Here is an 18,752-nt window from a genome sequence, read left to right on the forward strand (position 1 = left end):
CCCTGAACAACTCCGACATTTCGTGCCATTTATTGAAAATTGCCGGACTACTTAAGAGACCAGTTCCGTTACCTTCTGCGACTCAAACTCTTCCAGAGGCAAGCCTAAGATTTCGCGGTATAGTCGGTCGTACTGTTTGGCAGATTTTTCCCAGCTAAAATCTTGAGCCATTGCCCGCTGTTGCAATTCTCGCCAGCGGTCTTTGTAATGGAAACCTTCCCACGCCCGCACCATACAGGTGTAGAAATCGAGAGGCTCGTAGCGGTCAAAGCAGTAGCCAGTGCCGATGTGGTTCATGGGGTCATGGTGAGTGACCGTGTCCACCAACCCCCCTGTGCGGCGGACGATGGGAATGCAACCGTAACGCATCGCCAGCATTTGGGCAATGCCGCAAGGCTCGAACCGGGAGGGCATTAAAAAGGCGTCGCAGCCAGCGTAAATGCGGCGGGAGAGAGGGTCGTTGTAGAGCAGGTAGACAGCCATCCGACCAGAGTAGCGGGAAGCAATTTGCCACATCTGAGTTTCGTAGTAGCGATCGCCCGTTCCCAGCAGGATAAATTGGGCATCACTATAGGCCATAAACCGATCCAGCATTTGTAGCACCAGATCCAGTCCTTTCTGTTCTACCAGGCGTGTGACCATCCCCATCAGGAAAGCGCTGGAATTCACCTCCAGTCCTAGTTCTTCCTGGAGAGCCACTTTATTCATGGCTCGATTATCCAGCGTATCGGCGGTGAATGGTTGGGTAATGTACTTGTCGGTCGCTGGATTGTAAGATTCCACGTCAATACCATTAAGAATGCCTGACAATTTGCCACTGATAAACGACAGTAGTCCTTCCAGGGTTTCGCCATAGGCCGCAGTTTGAATTTGTTTGGCGTAGGTTGGAGACACCGTATTGACGCGATCGGCAAACTGAACGGCGGCGGCCATTGTGTTGTGTCCCTGCATATACCAGGGGCACCAGGTTATTTGCTCCAACCGCCAGCGCCAGGGACCCTGGTAAGCCAGGTTATGGATTGTGAACAGAGTTGAAATATCGGGAGACTGGTGCATCCAAACCGGAATCATGCCTGTATGCCAGTCGTGGCAATGGATAATCTGGGGTTTCCAGTAATTCCAGGCAAATTCTGCGGCTCCATTCGCAAACAGAGTAAACCGCCAGTCTTCGTCTTCTCCAAAATAGATGCGTCGGGGAGAAAAGGAGGGATGACCAAACAGGTAAAGGGGAACATCGCTGTCGGGCAGCAATGTTTCATAGACACTGAAGCTTTGAAACATTGCAGAACCTTGCCAGACGGGTTCCTTGGGAATCTTCATTTTGTCTGGTAGGAAGCCATAGTAAGGAAGAAAGATGCGCACATCATGCCCCATCTTCTTCAAAACTTTCGGTAGCGAACCGACGACATCCCCCATTCCACCAACTTTGGCGATCGGAGCTGCCTCCGCTGCAACAAATAGAATTTGCATGCTAGGTTCTGTGTTTCTCTGAGTAGTACCTGGTCAAGATGGCAGTTAGCAATATTACCAATCACTACAGCCAATGATTGTCATCATACCGACTAAGGGTAGAGGCCAGTATGCTTCAGCAGATATATTTCCGGTAATATGGATTTTGCTTCCTAAGTAGCCACAATGAACTGCATACAGCGCCACGAATGGAAAAGGGGAGTCAAGGGGAAAAAAGGGAGTCAAGGGAATCAAGGGTTCTATTTTATGTGGATGGGGGATGGGGGCTCATCTACAATTGGCGGAAAACTTCTGCCATGAACCATTAGAAGCCAGGAGTTAGAAGAGAAAAGAATTCTGGCTCCTAGCTTCTGACTTCTACCTATCAAGTTAGCTCTAACCTATCAAGTTAGCTCTGTAAGTAGGAAGCCGCTTCTTCGGTACTGAGTTGGGGAAACTCTTCATAGAAACGGCTGACGCTATGGAAGGGATGGGGGGTTGCAAGGATGATGACGCGATCGCTCAACTCGCGTAGAAATGGCATCAAATCAGGGGGAGCCACCGGAGCGCAAATCCAGATTTGAGCCGCTTGCTGGGCGTGCAGCGATCGCACCGCCGCTGCCATCGTCATTCCGGTTGCAATGCCATCATCCACCAGAAGCACGATCGCCCCTGCTGGATTTGCCCGAGGCCCTGTTGGTGAAAGCTCCCGCCACTGCGCCTCTGCATGGGTGCGGGCATGCTCCAGCGCAGACTGGTATTGATGAAACGGCGGCATCATCAACTGGCGGTGGGGGGCCCAAACCACATGGCCATCAGCTGTCACTGCTCCAATCGCCAGTTCACTGTTATCAGGTCGAGTAATCTTCTTTGCCACAATCACATCTAGAGGGCAATGGAGCGCGCGGGCAATAGGTGCAGCGATCGGCAACCCTCCCCTGGGCAAAGCATAGACCACATAGCGCATCTCTTCCTGCTGCATCGGATGCCTTGAGATTTCGCTCAACACGACCCGTGCCAGTTCCTCACCAGCCTTCTGGCGGTTAGGAAATCGAACGGTTGCACCCGCATCTTGAAATGACGAAAACGGCGACATAATCTCCCTCCGGTGCGTGCAAGGGATCAATTCCATCATGGCCGAAAAGTCAGACGTTAACCCATCCCCAGAATCTTTCTTATTAACCCTGAAACCCAATCAAGCGATACTCAATTGTGCCTTATGGGATTTCCCCTAACTTCTTTCTGAAGATGCCTTAAAAAGATTGAGCGGTAGCCTAGAATTTAAGAACTTTGCAAGAAACCAGCAACCATAAGCTATGTACAGCAGCATCAATGAAATTAGGGGGTCAGGAGCCAGAAATCAGAAGCCAGAAGCCGTGGGTTTCCTGGTGTGGTGTTCTGATTGCTTGAACCTTTCTCCTTTTACATTTCTTTAGGATCCTGCCTTGCAATCGCTTACATCTTCTTTTCTCTATCTCAGATCTACCACTTTTTCCAACCCCTATGGCGAGCCAAGACCAGATTAGCCTGTTTGAGTTTTCCTCTCCAAACAGCAAACCTTCTCCCCCCCAAGGATTTAACCCCGATCTGATTCCAACCGATGCAACAGTGCCCATTCCGGCGGGCACTTATCAAACCATGGAACAGATGCGAGTTCACTGTAACCAGTGCTTCCGCTGCGCCCTTGGCGAAAATCGTACCAATGCCGTGATCGGACGGGGTAATGTGAAGGCTCCCATTATGGTAGTTGGGGAAGGACCGGGACAAAACGAAGACGAAACCGGGCTTCCGTTTGTTGGCAAAGCCGGCCAACTTTTAGACAAAATTCTGGCTTCAGTCAAATTAAGTGAAAATGACGTTTATATCTGCAATGTGGTTAAGTGCCGTCCCCCAAGGAACCGTGACCCACAACCTGCTGAGATTGAAGCCTGCAAAGGGTATCTGCTTGAACAAATTCGCATGGTGAATCCCAAAATCATACTACTGACTGGAAAATACGCCATGCTGACCCTGCTGGGTATCAAACAGGGAATTACCAAAGTACGGGGTGAGTGGGTAGAGCGCGATGGACGCCTCTATATGCCCATCTTCCACCCCGCCTACTTATTGCGAAATCAGTCCCGTGAGAAGGGTAGCCCTAAATGGCTGATGTGGCAAGACATCCAGGAAGTTCGGAAGAAATTGGATGAGATGCAAGGAAGTGGGGAGTAATGGAGTGATGGAGTAGGAAAACTTTATCCTATCATCCCATCACCCTATCACTCCATCACCTCCTCACTCCCCTCTCCTACTTTTATCCTGATTCCGTAAGGATTTGTGGATCTTTTTCCATCGCTCTTTTTCTAGCAGGCTGGCTCGCTGATCCTGTCTACGGGTGAGGTAGCTCAGTTCCTTTTGCAGTTTCCGATAGTTCAGAAATCTTGACTCGTCAAGGCTGCCTCTCTCCAGAGCCTGCTGAACAGCACAACCGGGTTCATGATTGTGCTGACAATCTCGAAAGCGGCATCGTTCTGCCAGAACTGCAATGTCTGAAAATGTTTCCTCCAACCCTTCTCCTGCCGACCAGATCTGGATTTCTCGCATTCCGGGAGTATCGATAATCAAGCTACCATTTGGTAGCAGAATCAATTCCCGATGAGTGGTGGTGTGTCTGCCGCGATCGTCGCCACGTCGCACGGCTTGAACGGACTGAACCGTTTCTCCCTTCAACTGGTTGGTAATGGTGGATTTGCCAACCCCTGAAGATCCAAGCAGAGCAACGGTTTGACCTGGTTGGAGGTATGAGTTGAGAGCATCCAATCCTTGTTGGTGGGTGGCACTGAGTGGGATGATGGGGACGCCGGGAGCAACCGCAGCTACCTCTGCTACTCGTCCGTCTATATCGGGGCACAGGTCTGCCTTATTCAGAAGGATGACTGGGTTAGCACCGCTCTCCCAGGTTAACAGCAGGTAGCGCTCAATCCGTCTGGGGTTGAAGTCGCCATCCAGTCCTGACACCAGAAAAACGGTATCAATATTGGTGGCAACGACCTGTTCTTCAGTCCTGGCACCGGCTGTTTTTCGGGAAAACTTGCTCTTGCGGGGCAAGAGGGCATGGATGGTGGCCCGTTTTTCCAATGCTCGACTCCGGATGACGACCCAATCTCCTACGGCGGGAAAATCCTGGGTGGCAGTCGCCCGGCTTCGGAGATTGCCTGAAATTTCTGCTGTCAGTTCTCCCGATTCGGTGTAGAGGGTGTAGAGGGTGCGGGATGCGATCGCCACCCGGCCCACAGCGTATCCTGCCTGACCGTAGGCTGCAAAACTGGAGGCAAAAAAATTGCTCCAGCCCAATAAATTCAAATTCATAGTTATTTCGTTCCTCAATGTGCTGCTTTGGTAGGGCGCACAGAGGAGGGTTACAGCAGGTTAAGAGAATGGGAGTAGGAAGTGGTGAAGGGAAACTGCTGTAACTTCTATGCCAGCCAAAGGGAGGGCCGAACGGGACTCTCTGCGCCCTGGGTTTGTTCAGTTTGAAGGGTCACAAGGACCTGAACGCCTTGAAGCTCAGTCATCGTTCTTCCTCCTTGACGAGTTGCATAGAGTGACCACAAGTGTAGTTGAGTAGATTCCTGAAAACAATGCTGAAATGTCGGCATGGATGATTGACCTAGTGGTCAGTCAATCAATAATTGACGGGTGGCCAAAATTCAGGTTGTTGAGTAGGGTTGAATTTTGTGGGTTTTCGACCCGTCAAAATTTTCCTGACGGAACACTAGGGGGTGCCTGGTGTCCGATGTCAGTCCTACTTTCATAGTTTGACTGAACCTGCCTGGCAATCTCGTAACCAGAGCCGGATCGCTTGAGCCGTTAAACTTTGGCTGCTATCTCTGGGTGGAGTAATGGGTTGGTCACCTGATGGATAGGAGCCAGAGCGGGAAAACATGAGGGCAATTTTCCAGCCATCCATCGTTTTAGTTAGAAATAGCCAATGGTAGTGTTGAAATTCGACAACTTGGGGCCCGAAGTATTGCCGCTCCAGAACCGTGAAAAAGATCTGATGCAGGTTTTCGTCTATCGGATTGGGATATTCGCTGGATTGAGCTGGTAAGGGAACCAGGTCGGGTTGGGTTGCGGCGATCGCATACAGCAAACCCCCTGTTTTTCGATGGACAACCCGGATGTAGAGACGATTGATATAGCCCGGCAAATCACGCAACATCGCTGTTGTTAGCGGTTCTACATTAACGGGGCAGGTCACACGAGGGCGAATGTAGCGCGGGGTTTTATCCTTAACCACTTTTGCAGGTGGACTCGCAGGGGCAGGGACAGCATCAATTGGTTGACAAGGCAGGAGGGCGATCGCAGTCCCCACCCAAAACCTTCTCAGCCAAATCATTCTGCTCATCATTCTTAAAATTCCATCTTTAAGACAAAGGTGAGAGGGGGCAGGAGGCAGGAGCCAGAAGCCAGAAGGGGGTGGATGAGTGGAGAAGTGAATGAGCAACCCATCTCCCCATCTACCTCCCTTACCTGACTAACAACTCTTCCCCCCCTGTTCCAGTTCTTCACAGATCCGCTCAAACGCTGCGATCGAATCATCTGCTGCCGTAATTGGGCGGCCAATCACCAGGTAATCTGCCCCTGCTTTGAGTGCTGCGGCTGGAGTCACAACTCGCCGTTGATCGCCCACCTCAGCCCAAGCCGGGCGAACTCCCGGACAAACTAGCAAAAAATCAGACCCACAGGCCTGCCGCAGTTGTTCCACTTCTTGAGGGGAACAAACCGCACCGGCCAGACCGCTCTCCTGAGCCAGTAGAGCCATTTGAAGTACGTACTCTGGCAATTCCAGCGGAATTTTCAGGTCAAAGGCCAGGTTATGGGCGTTGAGGCTGGTGAGCAGGGTGATGGCAATCAGCCGGGGAGCGGGGTTGCCAGTCTCAGTAGCCCCCTCTATTGCCGCAGCCTGAGCCAACCGCAAAGCATCCTTCCCGGCTGTGGCATGCAAAGTCACTAAATCAACACCGTAACGGGCGGCTGCTCGACAAGCTCCTGCAAGAGTGTTAGGAATGTCATGAAACTTCAGATCAAGGAAGATTTTTTTTTGACGAGACTTGAGTTCGACCAAAATCTCTGGCCCGGTGCTGACAAAAAGCTCCAATCCAACTTTCCAAAAAGTAACTTGAGGGAGATGATCAAGAAGGGCGATCGCTGCTTCTTTACCTGCCACATCCAACGGAACAATTATTCGATCAGCCGGTGACATGGGGAATTAAGAGATTACTTTCAATGTCGCCTATTGTGTCACGTTCTCAATATCTCAATACAAGATCTCCAGATGAAGACAAGATTTCCAGATCACGAAAAGGGGTGATTCCAGAAGCTTTCAGAAGTAGCAAAATATACTTTGCCTACGAATCGATCTCTCCTGGTTTTGGTTTATCCGTCGTCACTAAACTTTGAATTGTGCTAAATCACATCCTTAAGGAAAAACCACACAAGCACCATCGAATATGCTCTTTGTCCTCCCGCCATTCGCCTCGGTTCCCTTTACTGATGGTGCTAATTATTCTATTCTATTGGAAATTATTGTCGTCGTTGGTTTAACTGGCTATCTATCATTTCGCAATGGGCAACAATCTGTCAATAAAATCGCCAGACAATTTATTCAAGAGGTGAGCAATCGCACCCACGAGCAACTGGATGACTATTTGCAAGTACCGCCTCAAATTGCCTTCATGATTGCTGATGCAGTTGAACTGGGGATGCTCAATTTGTCAAATTTACACGACATAGAGCGGTATTTCTGGAAACAGCAAGAGCGTTACCCTGAGATTAATTCCATTGCGCTGGTCAGTTCCACCGGAGAGTTTGTTGGTGCTCAGCGGGTTGCCAACCAGGCGGTCATTGAAGTGTTAGAGGAGAACCAAAGCAGACAACCCCACCACGACAAAACAGATAACATTAGCAATTTCATTAGAGCTCAGACAAATTTGAGAGCCCCAACAACCTATGAATTAACAACCACTACCTGGTATACCAACGCGGTCCAAACAGGCAAACCAGCCTGGAATGTGATTGAGGTGCGGTCACAGGATGAGGGGTCAGGAATTTCTTTTAGCAAGCCAATTTATGATCCCCACCAAAAGCTGATGGGTGTACTTTCTATTGAGGACAACCTGAGTAGGATGCATCACTTTCTCAGTCAGATCAATTTCAGCTCAACCGGAAGAATTTTTATCATAGAACGTTCTGGGTTGATGGTTGCAAGCTCTAGTGACCAACCTTCCTATGGAGTAATTCAGGGGAATATTCAGCGACTCAAAGCTTCTAGAAGTGATGATCGCCTGATTGCAGAAACAGCCCAGTATTTGCTGAGCGAATTTGGAGACTTGAGTGACATCAAAACCGAACAGCAACTTCAATTTGACATTGAAAATGAACGTCAGTTTGTTCAGGTTACTCCCTATGCTGACTCTTTTGGGCTGGACTGGTTACTTGTAGTGGTAATACCCCAGTCCAGTTTCATGGCAGAGATTCGGTACAACAATCGCACCACTGTTCTACTTTGTGCCGGAGCACTGTTGGGGGCGATCGCTCTCAGTTGGCTCACTACTCAATGGATTGCCAAACCCATCCTGCGCTTGAACCGCGCCAGTCGTAATCTGGCTATCGGTAAGTGGGATTACCCGATCGAAGAAGACAGCCCAATCGCCGAACTTGAAGTGCTGGCGCGGTCGTTCAACCAGATGGCTGAATATTTACAGGAATCTTTTGATCAGGTAAAAACTGCCCTCCAGGAGTCGGAAGAAAAGTTTACAAAATTTTTTCATGCCAGTCCTGATCCAATGGAAATTACAACCCTGGATGGGCGTTTTTTGGAGGTCAATGATTCGTTTCTGAAACTATTTGGATATACCAAAGAAGAGGTGATTGGCCGCAAGCAAGCCGAGGTCAAAATATGGGCCAGCCCGGTTGCTCGAAGCGCCCATATTCAATTGCTGCAAGCTAAGAAACAGGTACTCAATCAAGAGCAGACCTTTCAAACCAAAACGGGTAAGCAGGTAACGACCCTGTTTTCCTCAGAAATCCTTGAAATTCAGGGACAGTCCTGTGTGATTGGGATTGCTAAAGATATTAGCGATCGCAAACGCCTGGAACTGGCCCTCCAACACTCAGAAGCCCAGCTTAAAAATGTCCTCAATAGCGCGATCGCCTCAGTCACCAGTGCTCGCATTTTTCCAAATGGAGACTGGGAGTACGAATATTGGTCCGATGGATGTGAAGCGATTTTTGGCTATACCTCCCAGGAATTCATGGCAGACAAAACTCTCTGGTACTCACGCATTCCTCCCGACGATTTGACACGAATGTGGATGGCTCTCCTAAAAAATTTCAAAAATCGGCAGACCTTCTCAGAAAAATACCGCTTCCGCCACAAAGACAACAGCCTGCGTTGGATTTCAGGGTATGTCACTTCGCGGCGAGACGAAGCATTGGACTGCTGGATTGTAACCGCCGTAGATGTAGATATCACCGAGTATAAACAAGCAGAGGAAGCCCTTCGACAGAGTGAAGAGTGCTTTCGAGGGGCATTTGCCACCAGTGCCGTTGGTATGAACATCGCATCCTTGGATGGACGTTTTTTGCAGGTGAACCCGGCTTTCTGTCGTATGCTGGGCTACAGCGAGTCAGAGATATTGGGAATGAAGTTGGATCAAGTTTCATATCCTGATGATGCCAGGCTCGATTGGTCCTACACCGAGCAGCTTTTGACTGGAGAAATTCCCTGCTACCACCTGAAAAAGCGTTACTTCCACAAAGATGGGCACATTCTGTGGGCCTTGATCAGCGTATCTCTGGTTCGTGATAGTCACCAGAACCCCCTCTATTTTATTGCCCATGTTCAGGACATCACAAACCGAACAAACTTGTTTTTGCCCAGTTGCAGCACCTTGCCCGTTAAAGCCTCTGGAGAGTCAAAGGTGCGATCGACCTGATCAACCTTTTCCCCATCCAGTCGCACTGCTCCTCCCTGGATCTGGCGGCGGGCATCGGAGCTACTTTTACACAAACCGCTGGCACTGACCAGGTAAAAGAGCTTGGCCGGAAACTGAATGCCTGCCAGCGAAAATTCGGGGACGCTATCGGCCTGGGTTGTGGAACCTTTTACCAGGGCGATCGCATCCTGCTGAGCCTGTTTTGCGGCTGCTTCACCGTGGTATTGGGTTACCACCGTCAATGCCAGGAGCTTTTGAGCCTCCCGTGGATTTTCCGGTATAGTCTCCAGGGGTAAGTCTGTCAGCAATTCGAAGTATTGCTTGAGTAAGTGGTCAGGCGTTTTCTCCAGCTTGGAGTACATACTGAGCGGGTCTTCTGTCAAAGCCACATAATTGCCCAGGGACTTCGACATCTTTTGCACACCATCGGTGCCCAGCAGAATTGGCATCAGCAAACCAAACTGAGGGCGCATGCCAAAATGACGCTGCAAGTCTCGTCCAACGGCAATGTTAAATTTCTGATCCGTACCACCCAGTTCCACATCCGCTTCGATGGCAACCGAGTCAAAACCCTGCATCAGTGGGTAAAGAAACTCATGCAGGTAGATGGGATTTTCCTTCTCGTAACGCTCCGCAAATCCTTCCTTTGCCAGCATTTGCCCCACGGTCATGGTGGAAAGCAGCTCCAGGATCTTGCCCAGGTCAAGTTTAGATAGCCACTCTGAGTTGTAGCGAATTTCCAATCGCCCTGGTGTATCAAAGTCCAGAATGGGGCGTACCTGATCCAGATAGGTTTGGGCGTTGGCCCGCACGTCTTCCACAGTCAATTGCTTGCGAACTTCCGACTTTCCGGTGGGGTCGCCAATGCGGGCAGTAAAGTCGCCAATAATCAGCACTGCTGTGTGCCCTGCATCTTGAAAAGCCCGTAGTTTGCGGACTGGAATGCTGTGCCCCAGGTGAATATCGGCTCCCGTGGGATCAATGCCCAATTTAACCCGCAGGGGGCGATCGCTGCTCAAAAGCCATTGCTCCAAATTTTCGTCCGGGCTGGTAGAATCCAACTGGTCGGGGAAAATTTCACTCGTCCCACGCCTTAACCAGGTAAGGTCTGGCTTTCGATTGAGAGCAATTGACATCGCTGCCCTTCGCAAATTTTCAGCTTGGTTCGCTACACTCACGGACTAAAATTCACCATTAACGGACAGACTACTATAATTGCAGGGATTATCATCCTGTGACTTCAAACGGCGATCCACTGAAGTCCGCATACATTACTGTAACGTGATTTGTCCCTTCTCCGAGGTGATAGTGTTACTCTTTGCTAAAGCCATTCTGAATTGGTAGGCGGCGTGTCCTGATGAGGCGATCGCCAAGTTGATATTAATCAACTATATTTCGTTTATTGCACTGTTCTGTTATTTAAATCTTTAAAGGATAAAATCGTCGTGTCGTCCAATACCCTTCAACAACCGAATCACCAATCAGACGCTCCTATAGCAATTTATCAGTTTGTTAAGACAGTCGGCAAAGTGACTGGTGGCATGGTGCTGGGAACGATGATGCTGACGAGTTCTGTCGTTGCTGGTGGGCTAGTTGGGTTGGCCATTAGTTTCCGTAACCTGCCCGATGTGCGTATCCTGCGTAGCTACGTTCCCAGTGAAACAACCCACATCTATGATGTCAAAGGCAAGTTGCTGACCAGTCTTCACGGCGAAGCGAACCGGGAGGTCGTGCCACTGGATAAGATTTCTCCACACCTGAAACGCGCCGTACTGGCCATTGAAGATAGCTATTTTTTCTCGCACCGGGGTGTGAATCCAGGAGCTGTGGCCCGTGCCTTTCTGGCAAACTGGGAAAAGGGGACAACCGTTGAGGGTGGCTCCACGCTGACGATGCAGCTGGTCAAAAACCTCTTTCTAACCCCTCAGCGCACCTTTAGCCGCAAGGTGGCAGAAGCAGTTTTGGCTCTGCGGTTGGAGCAAATCCTGACTAAGAATCAAATCCTGGAACTCTATCTGAACCAAGTTTATTGGGGACACAATACTTATGGAGTAGAAACCGCCGCCGAAAGTTACTTCGGAAAATCCTCTGCTGACCTGAACCTGGCAGAATCTGCCATGATGGCAGGACTGATTCAAGCTCCAGAAACCCTTAGCCCCTTCGTTGATTACAAAAAGGCAAAGCAGCGCCAGCTCGTTGTCCTCAAGCGGATGAAGGAATTGAAGTGGATTACTCCTCAGGAGGAAGCGGCTGCCCGCAAACAACCGATTCGGTTGGGCAAGGTCACCTCTTTCCAGGGAAGCACCATGCCCTACGTTACTGAGGCAACTGTTCAGGAATTAACAAAGCGGTTTGGTCGGGATGCTCTACTCAAAGGTGGTATGCGTGTTCAAACCACCGTCGATACCAAACTTCAACGCATTGCAGAAAATGTGGTCAAACAGTGGCACGCAACCCTTGTTAACCAGGGGGTATATGCCGATCAGATGGCACTAGTGGCGGTCGATCCTCGTACTCACTTCGTAAAAGCCCTGGTGGGGGGAGTCGATTATCGGAAAAGTCAGTATAATCGGGCCACTCAAGCACTGCGGCAACCAGGCTCTGCGTTTAAACCCTTTGTTTACTACACGGCCTTTGCCTCCGGTCGCTACACTCCCGAATCGATTGTTTCCGATAGTCCGGTCAGTTATCCGGATGGGTATGAATACTATACCCCTCAAAATTATGATGGCTCTTTCTATGGCCCGATTACCATCCGCAAAGCGCTGGAGGTATCTCGGAATGTACCAGCAGTGCGTATAGGGCAGGATATTGGGTTAAGTAAGGTCATTGACGTATGTCGCACATTGGGAATTCGTTCTCCGATTGAGCCTGTGGTGTCACTCCCACTGGGAGCTGTCGATTTGACTCCCCTGGAAATGGCATCTGCCTTTGCTACCTTTGCCAGCAATGGTTGGTATTCGGAAACAACCCTGATTGTTCAGGTGACAGACAGTATGGGAAATGTGCTGCTGGATAACACACCCAAGCCTCAGTTAGTACTTGACCCGTGGGCAACAGCGTCCCTCACAGATGTGATGCAAGGTGTCATCACTAAGGGGACGGCGACTGCGGCAAGACTTGATCGCCCAGCGGCAGGCAAAACAGGCACTACATCTTCCGAACGGGACATCTGGTTTGTCGGTTACGTGCCGCAGCTTGCTACGGCTGTTTGGGTTGGTAATGATAACTATAGTCCGGTTGGCAAAGGAGCAACTGGCGGTACGTTTGTCGCCCCAGTTTGGCGAGATTTTATGGAACAGGCTTTGAGAGGAGTTCCGGTTGAAAACTTCCGCTCACCCTCTGAATTTCCACGCCCCTAGTTTTGCAAACACTAAATTTTGCAATACGGAGAAGTAGAAATCTTACCCCTCTACCCTATCCAGAACGTTGATCAAAACTTTTGTTTCGATCCTTTTTGATCTCATATTTTGATCTACTAGTAAGAAAGTCAGCTTATGGCATTCTCTCGACTTCAGCTTTCATTCGCTCTAGTGTCAAATGCATCTGGTCAAACATCTGCTGAGGAGTAATGCCAAATTGACCCAGTTGGGTTTTCAGTTGTTCAACCGTCATCTGTGCCATAAAGTCTTCGGAAAGTTCAAACCGCTTCATAAAAATGCGATAACGCTCCATTATGGATTCCATCTGCTCTATGAAGAGCTTTTTGCCCTCGCGATCGAACTTTCCATAGTCGGCCCCCAGTTTCATGAGGGATTGATAGTCCTCAAATAGCTGTCGGGCTTCTTGTTGGACAATTTCAGAATCAAAAAATCCCATCGCTTTATATCAGATGTTTGATATCAACCCACCACTGTGGATTGCCTGTCTAAGACTATGAAATTATTTTAATGCAGTCCCTCGGTTCAGTTAAGTCGTAGCAGGTAGGGGTTTCACTACCCTATTTCTTTGACCGAAAAAAACTAAACAATCCTCCACCCTTTGTCGGTTTAGAGTTTTGATGACGATTGGCTGTTTTGCTGTTCTTTTGAGCTTCATTGTCGGCAGACGATGGAATACCTAGTTTAGCAGCGTATTTCGTAGCTAATGGGTCACGGGGATTAAGCTTCAGTGCCTGACGCATATAAACCGTTGCCATCCCTGGCAGATTTTGCTGAAGGTAAGCAACTCCCAGTAGGGCATGATACTCACTTTTATCGGCTTCAATTTTGATAGCATCCCGCAGTTCTTGAACAGCTTGATTCCAGTTTCCTTTTTTCATGTACTCCTGCGCTCGCCGGTAGTGGCGCTGAGCATAATTTTCAGTAGCAGTTGCGGTGTCCGCTGGGGAGGGTGAAAACTGAAGCAGCTTTGCTTCCTTGGCGGCGACCAACCCAGTTCGCTTTTCGCCGATAAAGACCTCCCCCATTTTGAGCTGAAGGTAAACCAGATTTAATTCTCCCAATTGCGGCGTAATGGACTCGAACTGATTGAGGGGATTGTATTGAACTTCGGCAAGCTGGGCGATCGCCTGCTCATAGAACACATCCACTTCGCTGACTGGATACTGTAAGAGTCTGCGGGCCGGGTCACTTTGAGGTGATAGAGAAGCCTCCCGCACCAATCGTCGCACCTTAAACCTTAACAAAGCGGTGTTTTCCTTTCTTCCCTTCTCCTGCTTTAACTTTTGATAAGCGGGGTTGATGAGGCGAGCGAGGAGCTGAACGGCAAACTCTTTATTTGCCGCATCGGCAAGGGCTTGACTGTCAGGGTGAAGAATTTTAGTGACCGCCCGGTAACGGTTCAAAACTCGGCGATCGTCCGCTGCAATGGAAACCCCTAGCACTGCGTAAGGATCGGAAAATCGGTTCAGCCAGTCTGAGGAAAGCGAACTTGGTGACATTGATTCGGTAGCCTTGGATGCCGAACAAACTTGATATTAAATGCCCTACTTCTACTGTACTGTGTTCATTCAGACCCAACAGGAAAGATCCAGAGGAAGGATAGCCAACAAATTTGCTGTTGTCTACTTTTTTAAGCTGTTGTCTACTTTAAGCAGTCAATATGGTAGAAGTGATTGTGAGGCAACGGGTACGTTCCTCTTCACCTCTTCAAATGAGAGGCTTCGCGAGTTTTCTGTGGAGTCAGGCAGCATGTTGAATAAGCCCAAAAATCGTAAGGTTGCTGCTCTTCTGGCATTTGCCAGTGCAGCAAATCCCATTCCCGTTTCGGGGTTGCACAAGTTTTATTTGCAACAGCCTTTGTGGGGCATTTTGTACATGTTGTTGGCATTGACTCCCATTCCTAAAATCGCCAGTGCGATTGAGGGGGCCTGGTATTTAATACAGGACTCAGAGGAGTTTGATTTGAAGTTTAATTCGGGAATAACTTCCGAACCCCGGGTGGTTTCTAGTTCTGTGGGGGTAGATCCGGTTAAGGTGGGGGCGATCGCCGATGCGGTACGCCAGCTTGACCAGCTCCGCGCCGATGGGCTCATTTCGGAGTACGAGTTTGAACAAAAACGTCGCCAACTGCTTGATCGCATTGTGTAACCTGATCGCATTGTGTAACCCGATGGCATTCCTCGATTGGTTATCTACAACCACCCAATCTCGATTGAAAGTGATCGCCACCTATCCCTCACTCCGCTGGCGCATTCTAAATGATCCGTACTACCGCTTTCAATCCCTGGCTGAAGTTGAACTGGCAGCCAATCTGGGAGTTAAAATCGACGCAAATCAGGCGGGGGTAGATGACTGGCTGAGATTACCAGGGTTGTCTATTCATCAGGCACGGACGTTAGTTGATCTGGCTCAAGCGGGTGTGCAATTTCATTGTTTAGAAGATATTGCAGCAGCTCTGGGCATGCCCGTCCAGCGTCTTAAGCCATTAGAACTGATTCTTCAATTTTGCTATTACGCTGGCGACAGCGTTTACAGTATCAAGCCCGTCAATCCTAATTTGGCAACGGTTGAAATGCTGTTGAGAATTCCCAGGGTCGATCTCTATCTGGCACGGGCGATCGTTGAAAATCGAGTGCAGGGACCCTATCGTAATTTAATTCACCTCCAGCGCCGTCTGTCCTTACCCAGTGACCTGACGGCAGAGTTAATGCATTACCTCAAGTTTTAGATTGGAAGGAATCAGGAGTTAGGGGTCGGGAGGGGGAGTGATGGAGTGGATGAGTAGATGAGTGGGGTTGGGCGTGGTAAATGACACCTATTCGGTTAAAAGGGTAGAACCGAAACCAGGCTCGACCAATAATGTTCTGCTGAGGCAGAAAGCCCCAGATGTGAGAATCGTTGCTGTTGTTGCGGTTATCGCCCATCACAAAGTAGGCACCCTCTGGAACTTGTGCTGGACCCCAGGTGTAATTGGGGGGCTCTGTAATGTAGGGTTCCTGGAGAGGTTGATTGTCCAGGTAAACCTTGCCGTCGCGAACAAAAACGGTTTGACCAGGCTTGCCAATGATTCGTTTAATAAACGCCTGGTCTTTGGCATACCCCTGAATTTGAAGCTGGGGAGGCGGATTGAAAACCACGATATCGCCCAGCTCCGGTGGTCGGAACCGATAAGACAGTTTTTCAACAACGAGGCGATCGCTCACCTCCAGGGTAGGCACCATCGAATCAGATGGAATGTAACGGGGTTCTGCTACAAACGTCCGAATCAACAACGCCAGGATCAGTGCAATAAAAAGAATTTGAACATTTTCCAGCCAGCTCTTCCAGGCTGGGGAACGAACGGTCGAAGCCGGTTGGGGTTTGGGTTCCGTCGAATCTTCTAAAGTCATAGACTTTATTCTCTCATGCTCTCCCTCTTTGTTGAATTCGGGTGAGGAGTGAAGAGGTGATGGAGTGATAGGGGAATAGGGTGATAGGGTCAGGTTGCTTTACTCCTTCACTCTTCCACTCGATTTACTCCATCACTTCTCCCTACTTTCCCCTTCTGGCTCCTGGCTTCTAAGTCTTATTCTCCAAATCAGAATGCAATGAACTTCTCCGATCGCACCTGCTCCAACCGGGCTCCCAAAGCCAGAACTGTGGCCTGAATCTGGTCTGGGCGATCGCCGACGGCACAAATGTCCACATCCCACTCCGCCAGATTGAGCCCCTGTCGTGCCAGGACGTTCTCTGGATGGTGGTTAATCACCTCAATGTAATGAAAAGTAGACCAGGTTTGGCTGAAGCGATGCCAGTAGTTACGGTAAGGCAACTGGTCTGGGGTTTCAGGGTTGGACTGGATCAACCATACCGGGTACTGGAAACCAGACTCATAGAGCCAGTCAATCTGACTTTTTAGCGGTGCAATGCCAGATCCTTCTGCAATGTAAAGGCGCGATCTCGGGGGCAGTTCACTGATCGTCATCAGCCCATAGGGTCCTCGCAGGGGCAGGGTTTGCCCCATTTGCAAATCCTGGATGTAGGCAGAACTCCAGCCTACGCGAGAAACACAGAGTTCAATTTCGGGGCAACGAGACGGGGAAGAGGCAATTGAGTAAATTTTGCTGAATCGTCGTCCATCGCGCTCAAACTTGGGCCATACCGACTGCCCCGGTAAAAACCGAAACTCGTCTCGATCCAGCCGCAACCGAATCGATTTAATCGTGGGTGTTAGAAAGACCGATTCTACAACCGTAGCAATGTAGTCCGCCGTAGGTGAACGGCGCAAAACTTTCAAACTTTGCATCAACAACCTCCGCCTGTGAGTCGCAGGCATTACGGTACAGGGTGCTTCAGATAGGCATCCTGACTTGGGAAATTCACCATTGGACATTGATATGGTTCAATGTGAATTCCCTTCACAGTTGCGGCACAGTGTCGGATTTACACCGAACTTTCCCCAGGTCAACTTGACCCTGCCTGGGCTGATCCCCCAGACAATCTGAAGTCGCTTTGTGATTCTAGCTCAAGGTTGCGATCGCAAACGTCTTAATCCTGCTTCAGGTTTGCACTCAGCCATTCTGAGGTTTCCAGGGTCAGTTTTAACTGAGCCCGTCCCAGCTCGCCATATTCAATCTCAGAAATGGTGCAGGAATATTGCCATCCGGTTGCTTCTGAGACGATCTTGGCGATCGCCTCTTCTAGAGCTGCTGTTTCAACCTTTTTCAGCTTTTCGTGGGCATCCATTACTTTTCATTCCAAAAGAAAAACATCGGCAAAGACAGCATTGGGTGCGATTCTTCTCCTTTCATCAGGTAAATCGTAAACTACCATGAGCGCATTTTGCTGCCCTAAACATGGAAAAAGTGATAACCCTTCAGCATGATCACTCCCAATTGTGAAAGGCAAATCAAACAAAACTTCTAAATGATTGGACGTTTCCCAAATTAACGAGTCGTGCGATCGCTCCAGCACTTTTTTCAACCGAAATAAACGCATCTCCCCTTCTAATTGCATCGTAGGGCCTGCCAAAATAATTAAATCATCCCCACAAAAGCAAAGTTCCCGAATACCCAATCCGTTCAGTTCAAGAAAGTGCTTGATATATTTCTTCCCATCCTTTCCAAGAGTCTTTAAAGTTAACACTCCCAGCTCCAATTCCTTCACTTCAATCTCTAAAATGACTGACCAACTCTGTAAAACAGGTCCCCGTAATCCTAAGAACAACCTGTCTTTGTAAACTGCCAAACCTTCAATATCAAAACCATTTTCTTTACCAGGAATCGGCATTGAAAGGTAGGGACCCAGATGTTCATCTTCTTTCAAAACATCAATCAACTGATTGCTTTCTTCTGTTCTCTGAAGATAGGCAGCCGTCAATTCCCGATCTGGATCCCTGGGATGGGGACAAGTTTTGTATAGTTCACCCTCAATAACTGGAATTCTGGCAATTAAATAACGGTTTAGTTCTCGCTGGATCTCGGCGAGTCGGCGGATATCTTTATCTGAATTTTTTCCCTTAGGCTTCTTCCTCTTTAAGCTGTGAGAACCCGCTATCCACAGATAGGAATCGGAATAATCAATACCTTCAATGTCAATTTCATCCTCCTGATTCAGCAAAGGGACAAAATCCCCCACCTTGAACGGTTGATGCTTGCCAAAAATATAAGGCTCAATTGGAGATAGCCGTTCAATTGTATTCAGTTCATCAGAACCCAACCAGAGATTGCCATCCGGTGTCCTGACAACGGCTGAAAGCTCCCCCAGCAAATCCTCTGACTCTTCAGCAAAACGCAACAACACTCGACTTAGCAAAAAAGGAACTGGCATGGAGATGCTCCAGGGGGGTGGATGGGGGGATGGGTAGATGGGGGGATGGGTGGGGAGTGATGGAGTCAAGGAGTGATGGAGTCTATCACCCCGTTACTCTATCACTCCCTTACCCCTCTCTCCTCACTTAACA

Annotated in this window: 17 protein-coding genes and 1 riboswitch; of the genes, 5 read left to right on the forward strand and 12 right to left on the reverse strand. The window is 49.2% G+C overall.

What is annotated here, in order from left to right; genetic code table 11:
- Window positions 1–51 precede the first annotated feature (51 nt).
- Window positions 52–1,470, reverse strand: coding sequence for a glycogen synthase GlgA (gene glgA, locus P4D80_RS17865; protein WP_421655358.1), 1,419 nt, complete (start codon window positions 1,468–1,470; stop codon window positions 52–54).
- 388 nt (window positions 1,471–1,858) lie between these two features.
- Window positions 1,859–2,545, reverse strand: a complete 687-nt coding sequence (locus tag P4D80_RS17870; RefSeq protein WP_421655359.1) for a phosphoribosyltransferase — start codon at window positions 2,543–2,545, stop codon at window positions 1,859–1,861.
- A 407-nt stretch (window positions 2,546–2,952) separates the two neighbouring features.
- On the opposite strand from P4D80_RS17870, the gene P4D80_RS17875 reads away from it, so the two are divergent.
- A complete protein-coding gene (locus P4D80_RS17875) occupies window positions 2,953–3,660 on the forward strand; it encodes a uracil-DNA glycosylase (RefSeq protein WP_421655360.1) in 708 nt (235 codons plus the stop codon).
- 63 nt (window positions 3,661–3,723) lie between these two features.
- Here the strand turns inward: P4D80_RS17875 and rsgA are convergent, their stop codons facing one another.
- The 3 genes from rsgA to pyrF all read right to left on the reverse strand — a co-directional run bounded on the left by rsgA (window position 3,724) and on the right by pyrF (window position 6,694).
- Window positions 3,724–4,797 carry a ribosome small subunit-dependent GTPase A gene (rsgA, locus tag P4D80_RS17880; RefSeq protein WP_421655361.1) on the reverse strand — a complete coding sequence of 358 codons (1,074 nt, stop codon included), beginning with the start codon at window positions 4,795–4,797 and terminating at the stop codon, window positions 3,724–3,726.
- Window positions 4,798–5,239: 442 nt separating this feature from the next.
- A complete protein-coding gene (locus P4D80_RS17885; protein ID WP_421655362.1) occupies window positions 5,240–5,839 on the reverse strand; it encodes a hypothetical protein in 600 nt (199 codons plus the stop codon).
- A 126-nt stretch (window positions 5,840–5,965) separates the two neighbouring features.
- Complete coding sequence (pyrF, locus tag P4D80_RS17890) at window positions 5,966–6,694, reverse strand: orotidine-5'-phosphate decarboxylase (RefSeq protein WP_421655363.1); 729 nt, start codon at window positions 6,692–6,694, stop codon at window positions 5,966–5,968.
- A 247-nt stretch (window positions 6,695–6,941) separates the two neighbouring features.
- Between pyrF and P4D80_RS17895 the strand changes: the two genes are divergently transcribed.
- A complete protein-coding gene (locus P4D80_RS17895) occupies window positions 6,942–9,428 on the forward strand; it encodes a PAS domain S-box protein (protein ID WP_421655364.1) in 2,487 nt (828 codons plus the stop codon).
- Here the strand turns inward: P4D80_RS17895 and tyrS are convergent.
- Complete coding sequence (gene tyrS / locus P4D80_RS17900; protein ID WP_421655365.1) at window positions 9,335–10,564, reverse strand: tyrosine--tRNA ligase; 1,230 nt, start codon at window positions 10,562–10,564, stop codon at window positions 9,335–9,337. The genes P4D80_RS17895 and tyrS overlap by 94 nt on opposite strands.
- A 309-nt stretch (window positions 10,565–10,873) precedes the next feature.
- Here tyrS and P4D80_RS17905 point away from each other — a divergent pair, with 309 nt between their 5' ends.
- The gene (locus P4D80_RS17905; protein WP_421655366.1) at window positions 10,874–12,790 is read left to right on the forward strand and encodes a transglycosylase domain-containing protein; all 1,917 of its coding nucleotides are present in this window, start codon (window positions 10,874–10,876) and stop codon (window positions 12,788–12,790) included.
- A 133-nt stretch (window positions 12,791–12,923) separates the two neighbouring features.
- Here the strand turns inward: P4D80_RS17905 and P4D80_RS17910 are convergent, their stop codons facing one another.
- Together P4D80_RS17910 and P4D80_RS17915 are read right to left on the reverse strand one after the other, a co-directional pair.
- Entirely contained in the window at window positions 12,924–13,247 is a 324-nt protein-coding gene (locus P4D80_RS17910) for a DUF1825 family protein (RefSeq protein ID WP_421655367.1), read from the reverse strand.
- Window positions 13,248–13,368: 121 nt separating this feature from the next.
- Entirely contained in the window at window positions 13,369–14,310 is a 942-nt protein-coding gene (locus P4D80_RS17915) for a J domain-containing protein (protein WP_421655368.1), read from the reverse strand.
- 250 nt (window positions 14,311–14,560) lie between these two features.
- Here P4D80_RS17915 and P4D80_RS17920 point away from each other — a divergent pair, with 250 nt between their 5' ends.
- Together P4D80_RS17920 and P4D80_RS17925 are read left to right on the forward strand one after the other, a co-directional pair.
- Window positions 14,561–14,959 (forward strand): SHOCT domain-containing protein, encoded by a 399-nt coding sequence (locus tag P4D80_RS17920; protein WP_421655369.1) that lies wholly within the window; start codon window positions 14,561–14,563, stop codon window positions 14,957–14,959.
- Complete coding sequence (locus P4D80_RS17925; RefSeq protein WP_421655370.1) at window positions 14,919–15,539, forward strand: ComEA family DNA-binding protein; 621 nt, start codon at window positions 14,919–14,921, stop codon at window positions 15,537–15,539. Before P4D80_RS17920 ends, P4D80_RS17925 begins: the two co-directional genes overlap by 41 nt.
- On the opposite strand, the gene lepB is transcribed toward P4D80_RS17925, so the two are convergent.
- The 4 genes from lepB to P4D80_RS17945 all read right to left on the reverse strand — a co-directional run bounded on the left by lepB (window position 15,529) and on the right by P4D80_RS17945 (window position 18,619).
- On the reverse strand, window positions 15,529–16,200 hold the full coding sequence (gene lepB, locus P4D80_RS17930) for a signal peptidase I (RefSeq protein ID WP_421655371.1): 672 nt from the start codon (window positions 16,198–16,200) through the stop codon (window positions 15,529–15,531). The genes P4D80_RS17925 and lepB overlap by 11 nt on opposite strands.
- A 188-nt stretch (window positions 16,201–16,388) precedes the next feature.
- Window positions 16,389–17,096 carry an FAD-binding oxidoreductase gene (locus tag P4D80_RS17935; protein WP_421655372.1) on the reverse strand — a complete coding sequence of 236 codons (708 nt, stop codon included), beginning with the start codon at window positions 17,094–17,096 and terminating at the stop codon, window positions 16,389–16,391.
- Window positions 17,097–17,128: 32 nt separating this feature from the next.
- Window positions 17,129–17,310, reverse strand: a riboswitch (cobalamin riboswitch).
- A 28-nt stretch (window positions 17,311–17,338) separates the two neighbouring features.
- Window positions 17,339–17,536, reverse strand: coding sequence for a hypothetical protein (locus tag P4D80_RS17940; protein ID WP_421655373.1), 198 nt, complete (start codon window positions 17,534–17,536; stop codon window positions 17,339–17,341).
- A 6-nt stretch (window positions 17,537–17,542) separates the two neighbouring features.
- Window positions 17,543–18,619 carry a DUF3616 domain-containing protein gene (locus tag P4D80_RS17945; protein ID WP_421655374.1) on the reverse strand — a complete coding sequence of 359 codons (1,077 nt, stop codon included), beginning with the start codon at window positions 18,617–18,619 and terminating at the stop codon, window positions 17,543–17,545.
- Between the last annotated feature and the right edge of the window lie 133 nt (window positions 18,620–18,752).

The sequence above is a fragment of the Leptothermofonsia sp. ETS-13 genome (genome assembly GCF_049200465.1).
Taxonomy (GTDB): Bacteria; Cyanobacteriota; Cyanobacteriia; order Leptolyngbyales; family Leptolyngbyaceae; genus Leptothermofonsia.

What these genes read in the sequence shown, in the direction of transcription:
- glgA (WP_421655358.1), bottom strand. Translation starts at nt 1,470, where the DNA reads ATGCAAATTCTATTTGTTGCAGCGGAGGCAGCTCCGATCGCCAAAGTT.
- P4D80_RS17870 (WP_421655359.1), bottom strand. Translation starts at nt 2,545, where the DNA reads ATGTCGCCGTTTTCGTCATTTCAAGATGCGGGTGCAACCGTTCGATTT.
- P4D80_RS17875 (WP_421655360.1), top strand. Translation starts at nt 2,953, where the DNA reads ATGGCGAGCCAAGACCAGATTAGCCTGTTTGAGTTTTCCTCTCCAAAC.
- rsgA (WP_421655361.1), bottom strand. Translation starts at nt 4,797, where the DNA reads ATGAATTTGAATTTATTGGGCTGGAGCAATTTTTTTGCCTCCAGTTTT.
- P4D80_RS17885 (WP_421655362.1), bottom strand. Translation starts at nt 5,839, where the DNA reads ATGATGAGCAGAATGATTTGGCTGAGAAGGTTTTGGGTGGGGACTGCG.
- pyrF (WP_421655363.1), bottom strand. Translation starts at nt 6,694, where the DNA reads ATGTCACCGGCTGATCGAATAATTGTTCCGTTGGATGTGGCAGGTAAA.
- P4D80_RS17895 (WP_421655364.1), top strand. Translation starts at nt 6,942, where the DNA reads ATGCTCTTTGTCCTCCCGCCATTCGCCTCGGTTCCCTTTACTGATGGT.
- tyrS (WP_421655365.1), bottom strand. Translation starts at nt 10,564, where the DNA reads ATGTCAATTGCTCTCAATCGAAAGCCAGACCTTACCTGGTTAAGGCGT.
- P4D80_RS17910 (WP_421655367.1), bottom strand. Translation starts at nt 13,247, where the DNA reads ATGGGATTTTTTGATTCTGAAATTGTCCAACAAGAAGCCCGACAGCTA.
- P4D80_RS17915 (WP_421655368.1), bottom strand. Translation starts at nt 14,310, where the DNA reads ATGTCACCAAGTTCGCTTTCCTCAGACTGGCTGAACCGATTTTCCGAT.
- P4D80_RS17920 (WP_421655369.1), top strand. Translation starts at nt 14,561, where the DNA reads ATGTTGAATAAGCCCAAAAATCGTAAGGTTGCTGCTCTTCTGGCATTT.
- lepB (WP_421655371.1), bottom strand. Translation starts at nt 16,200, where the DNA reads ATGACTTTAGAAGATTCGACGGAACCCAAACCCCAACCGGCTTCGACC.
- P4D80_RS17935 (WP_421655372.1), bottom strand. Translation starts at nt 17,096, where the DNA reads ATGCAAAGTTTGAAAGTTTTGCGCCGTTCACCTACGGCGGACTACATT.
- P4D80_RS17940 (WP_421655373.1), bottom strand. Translation starts at nt 17,536, where the DNA reads ATGGATGCCCACGAAAAGCTGAAAAAGGTTGAAACAGCAGCTCTAGAA.
- P4D80_RS17945 (WP_421655374.1), bottom strand. Translation starts at nt 18,619, where the DNA reads ATGCCAGTTCCTTTTTTGCTAAGTCGAGTGTTGTTGCGTTTTGCTGAA.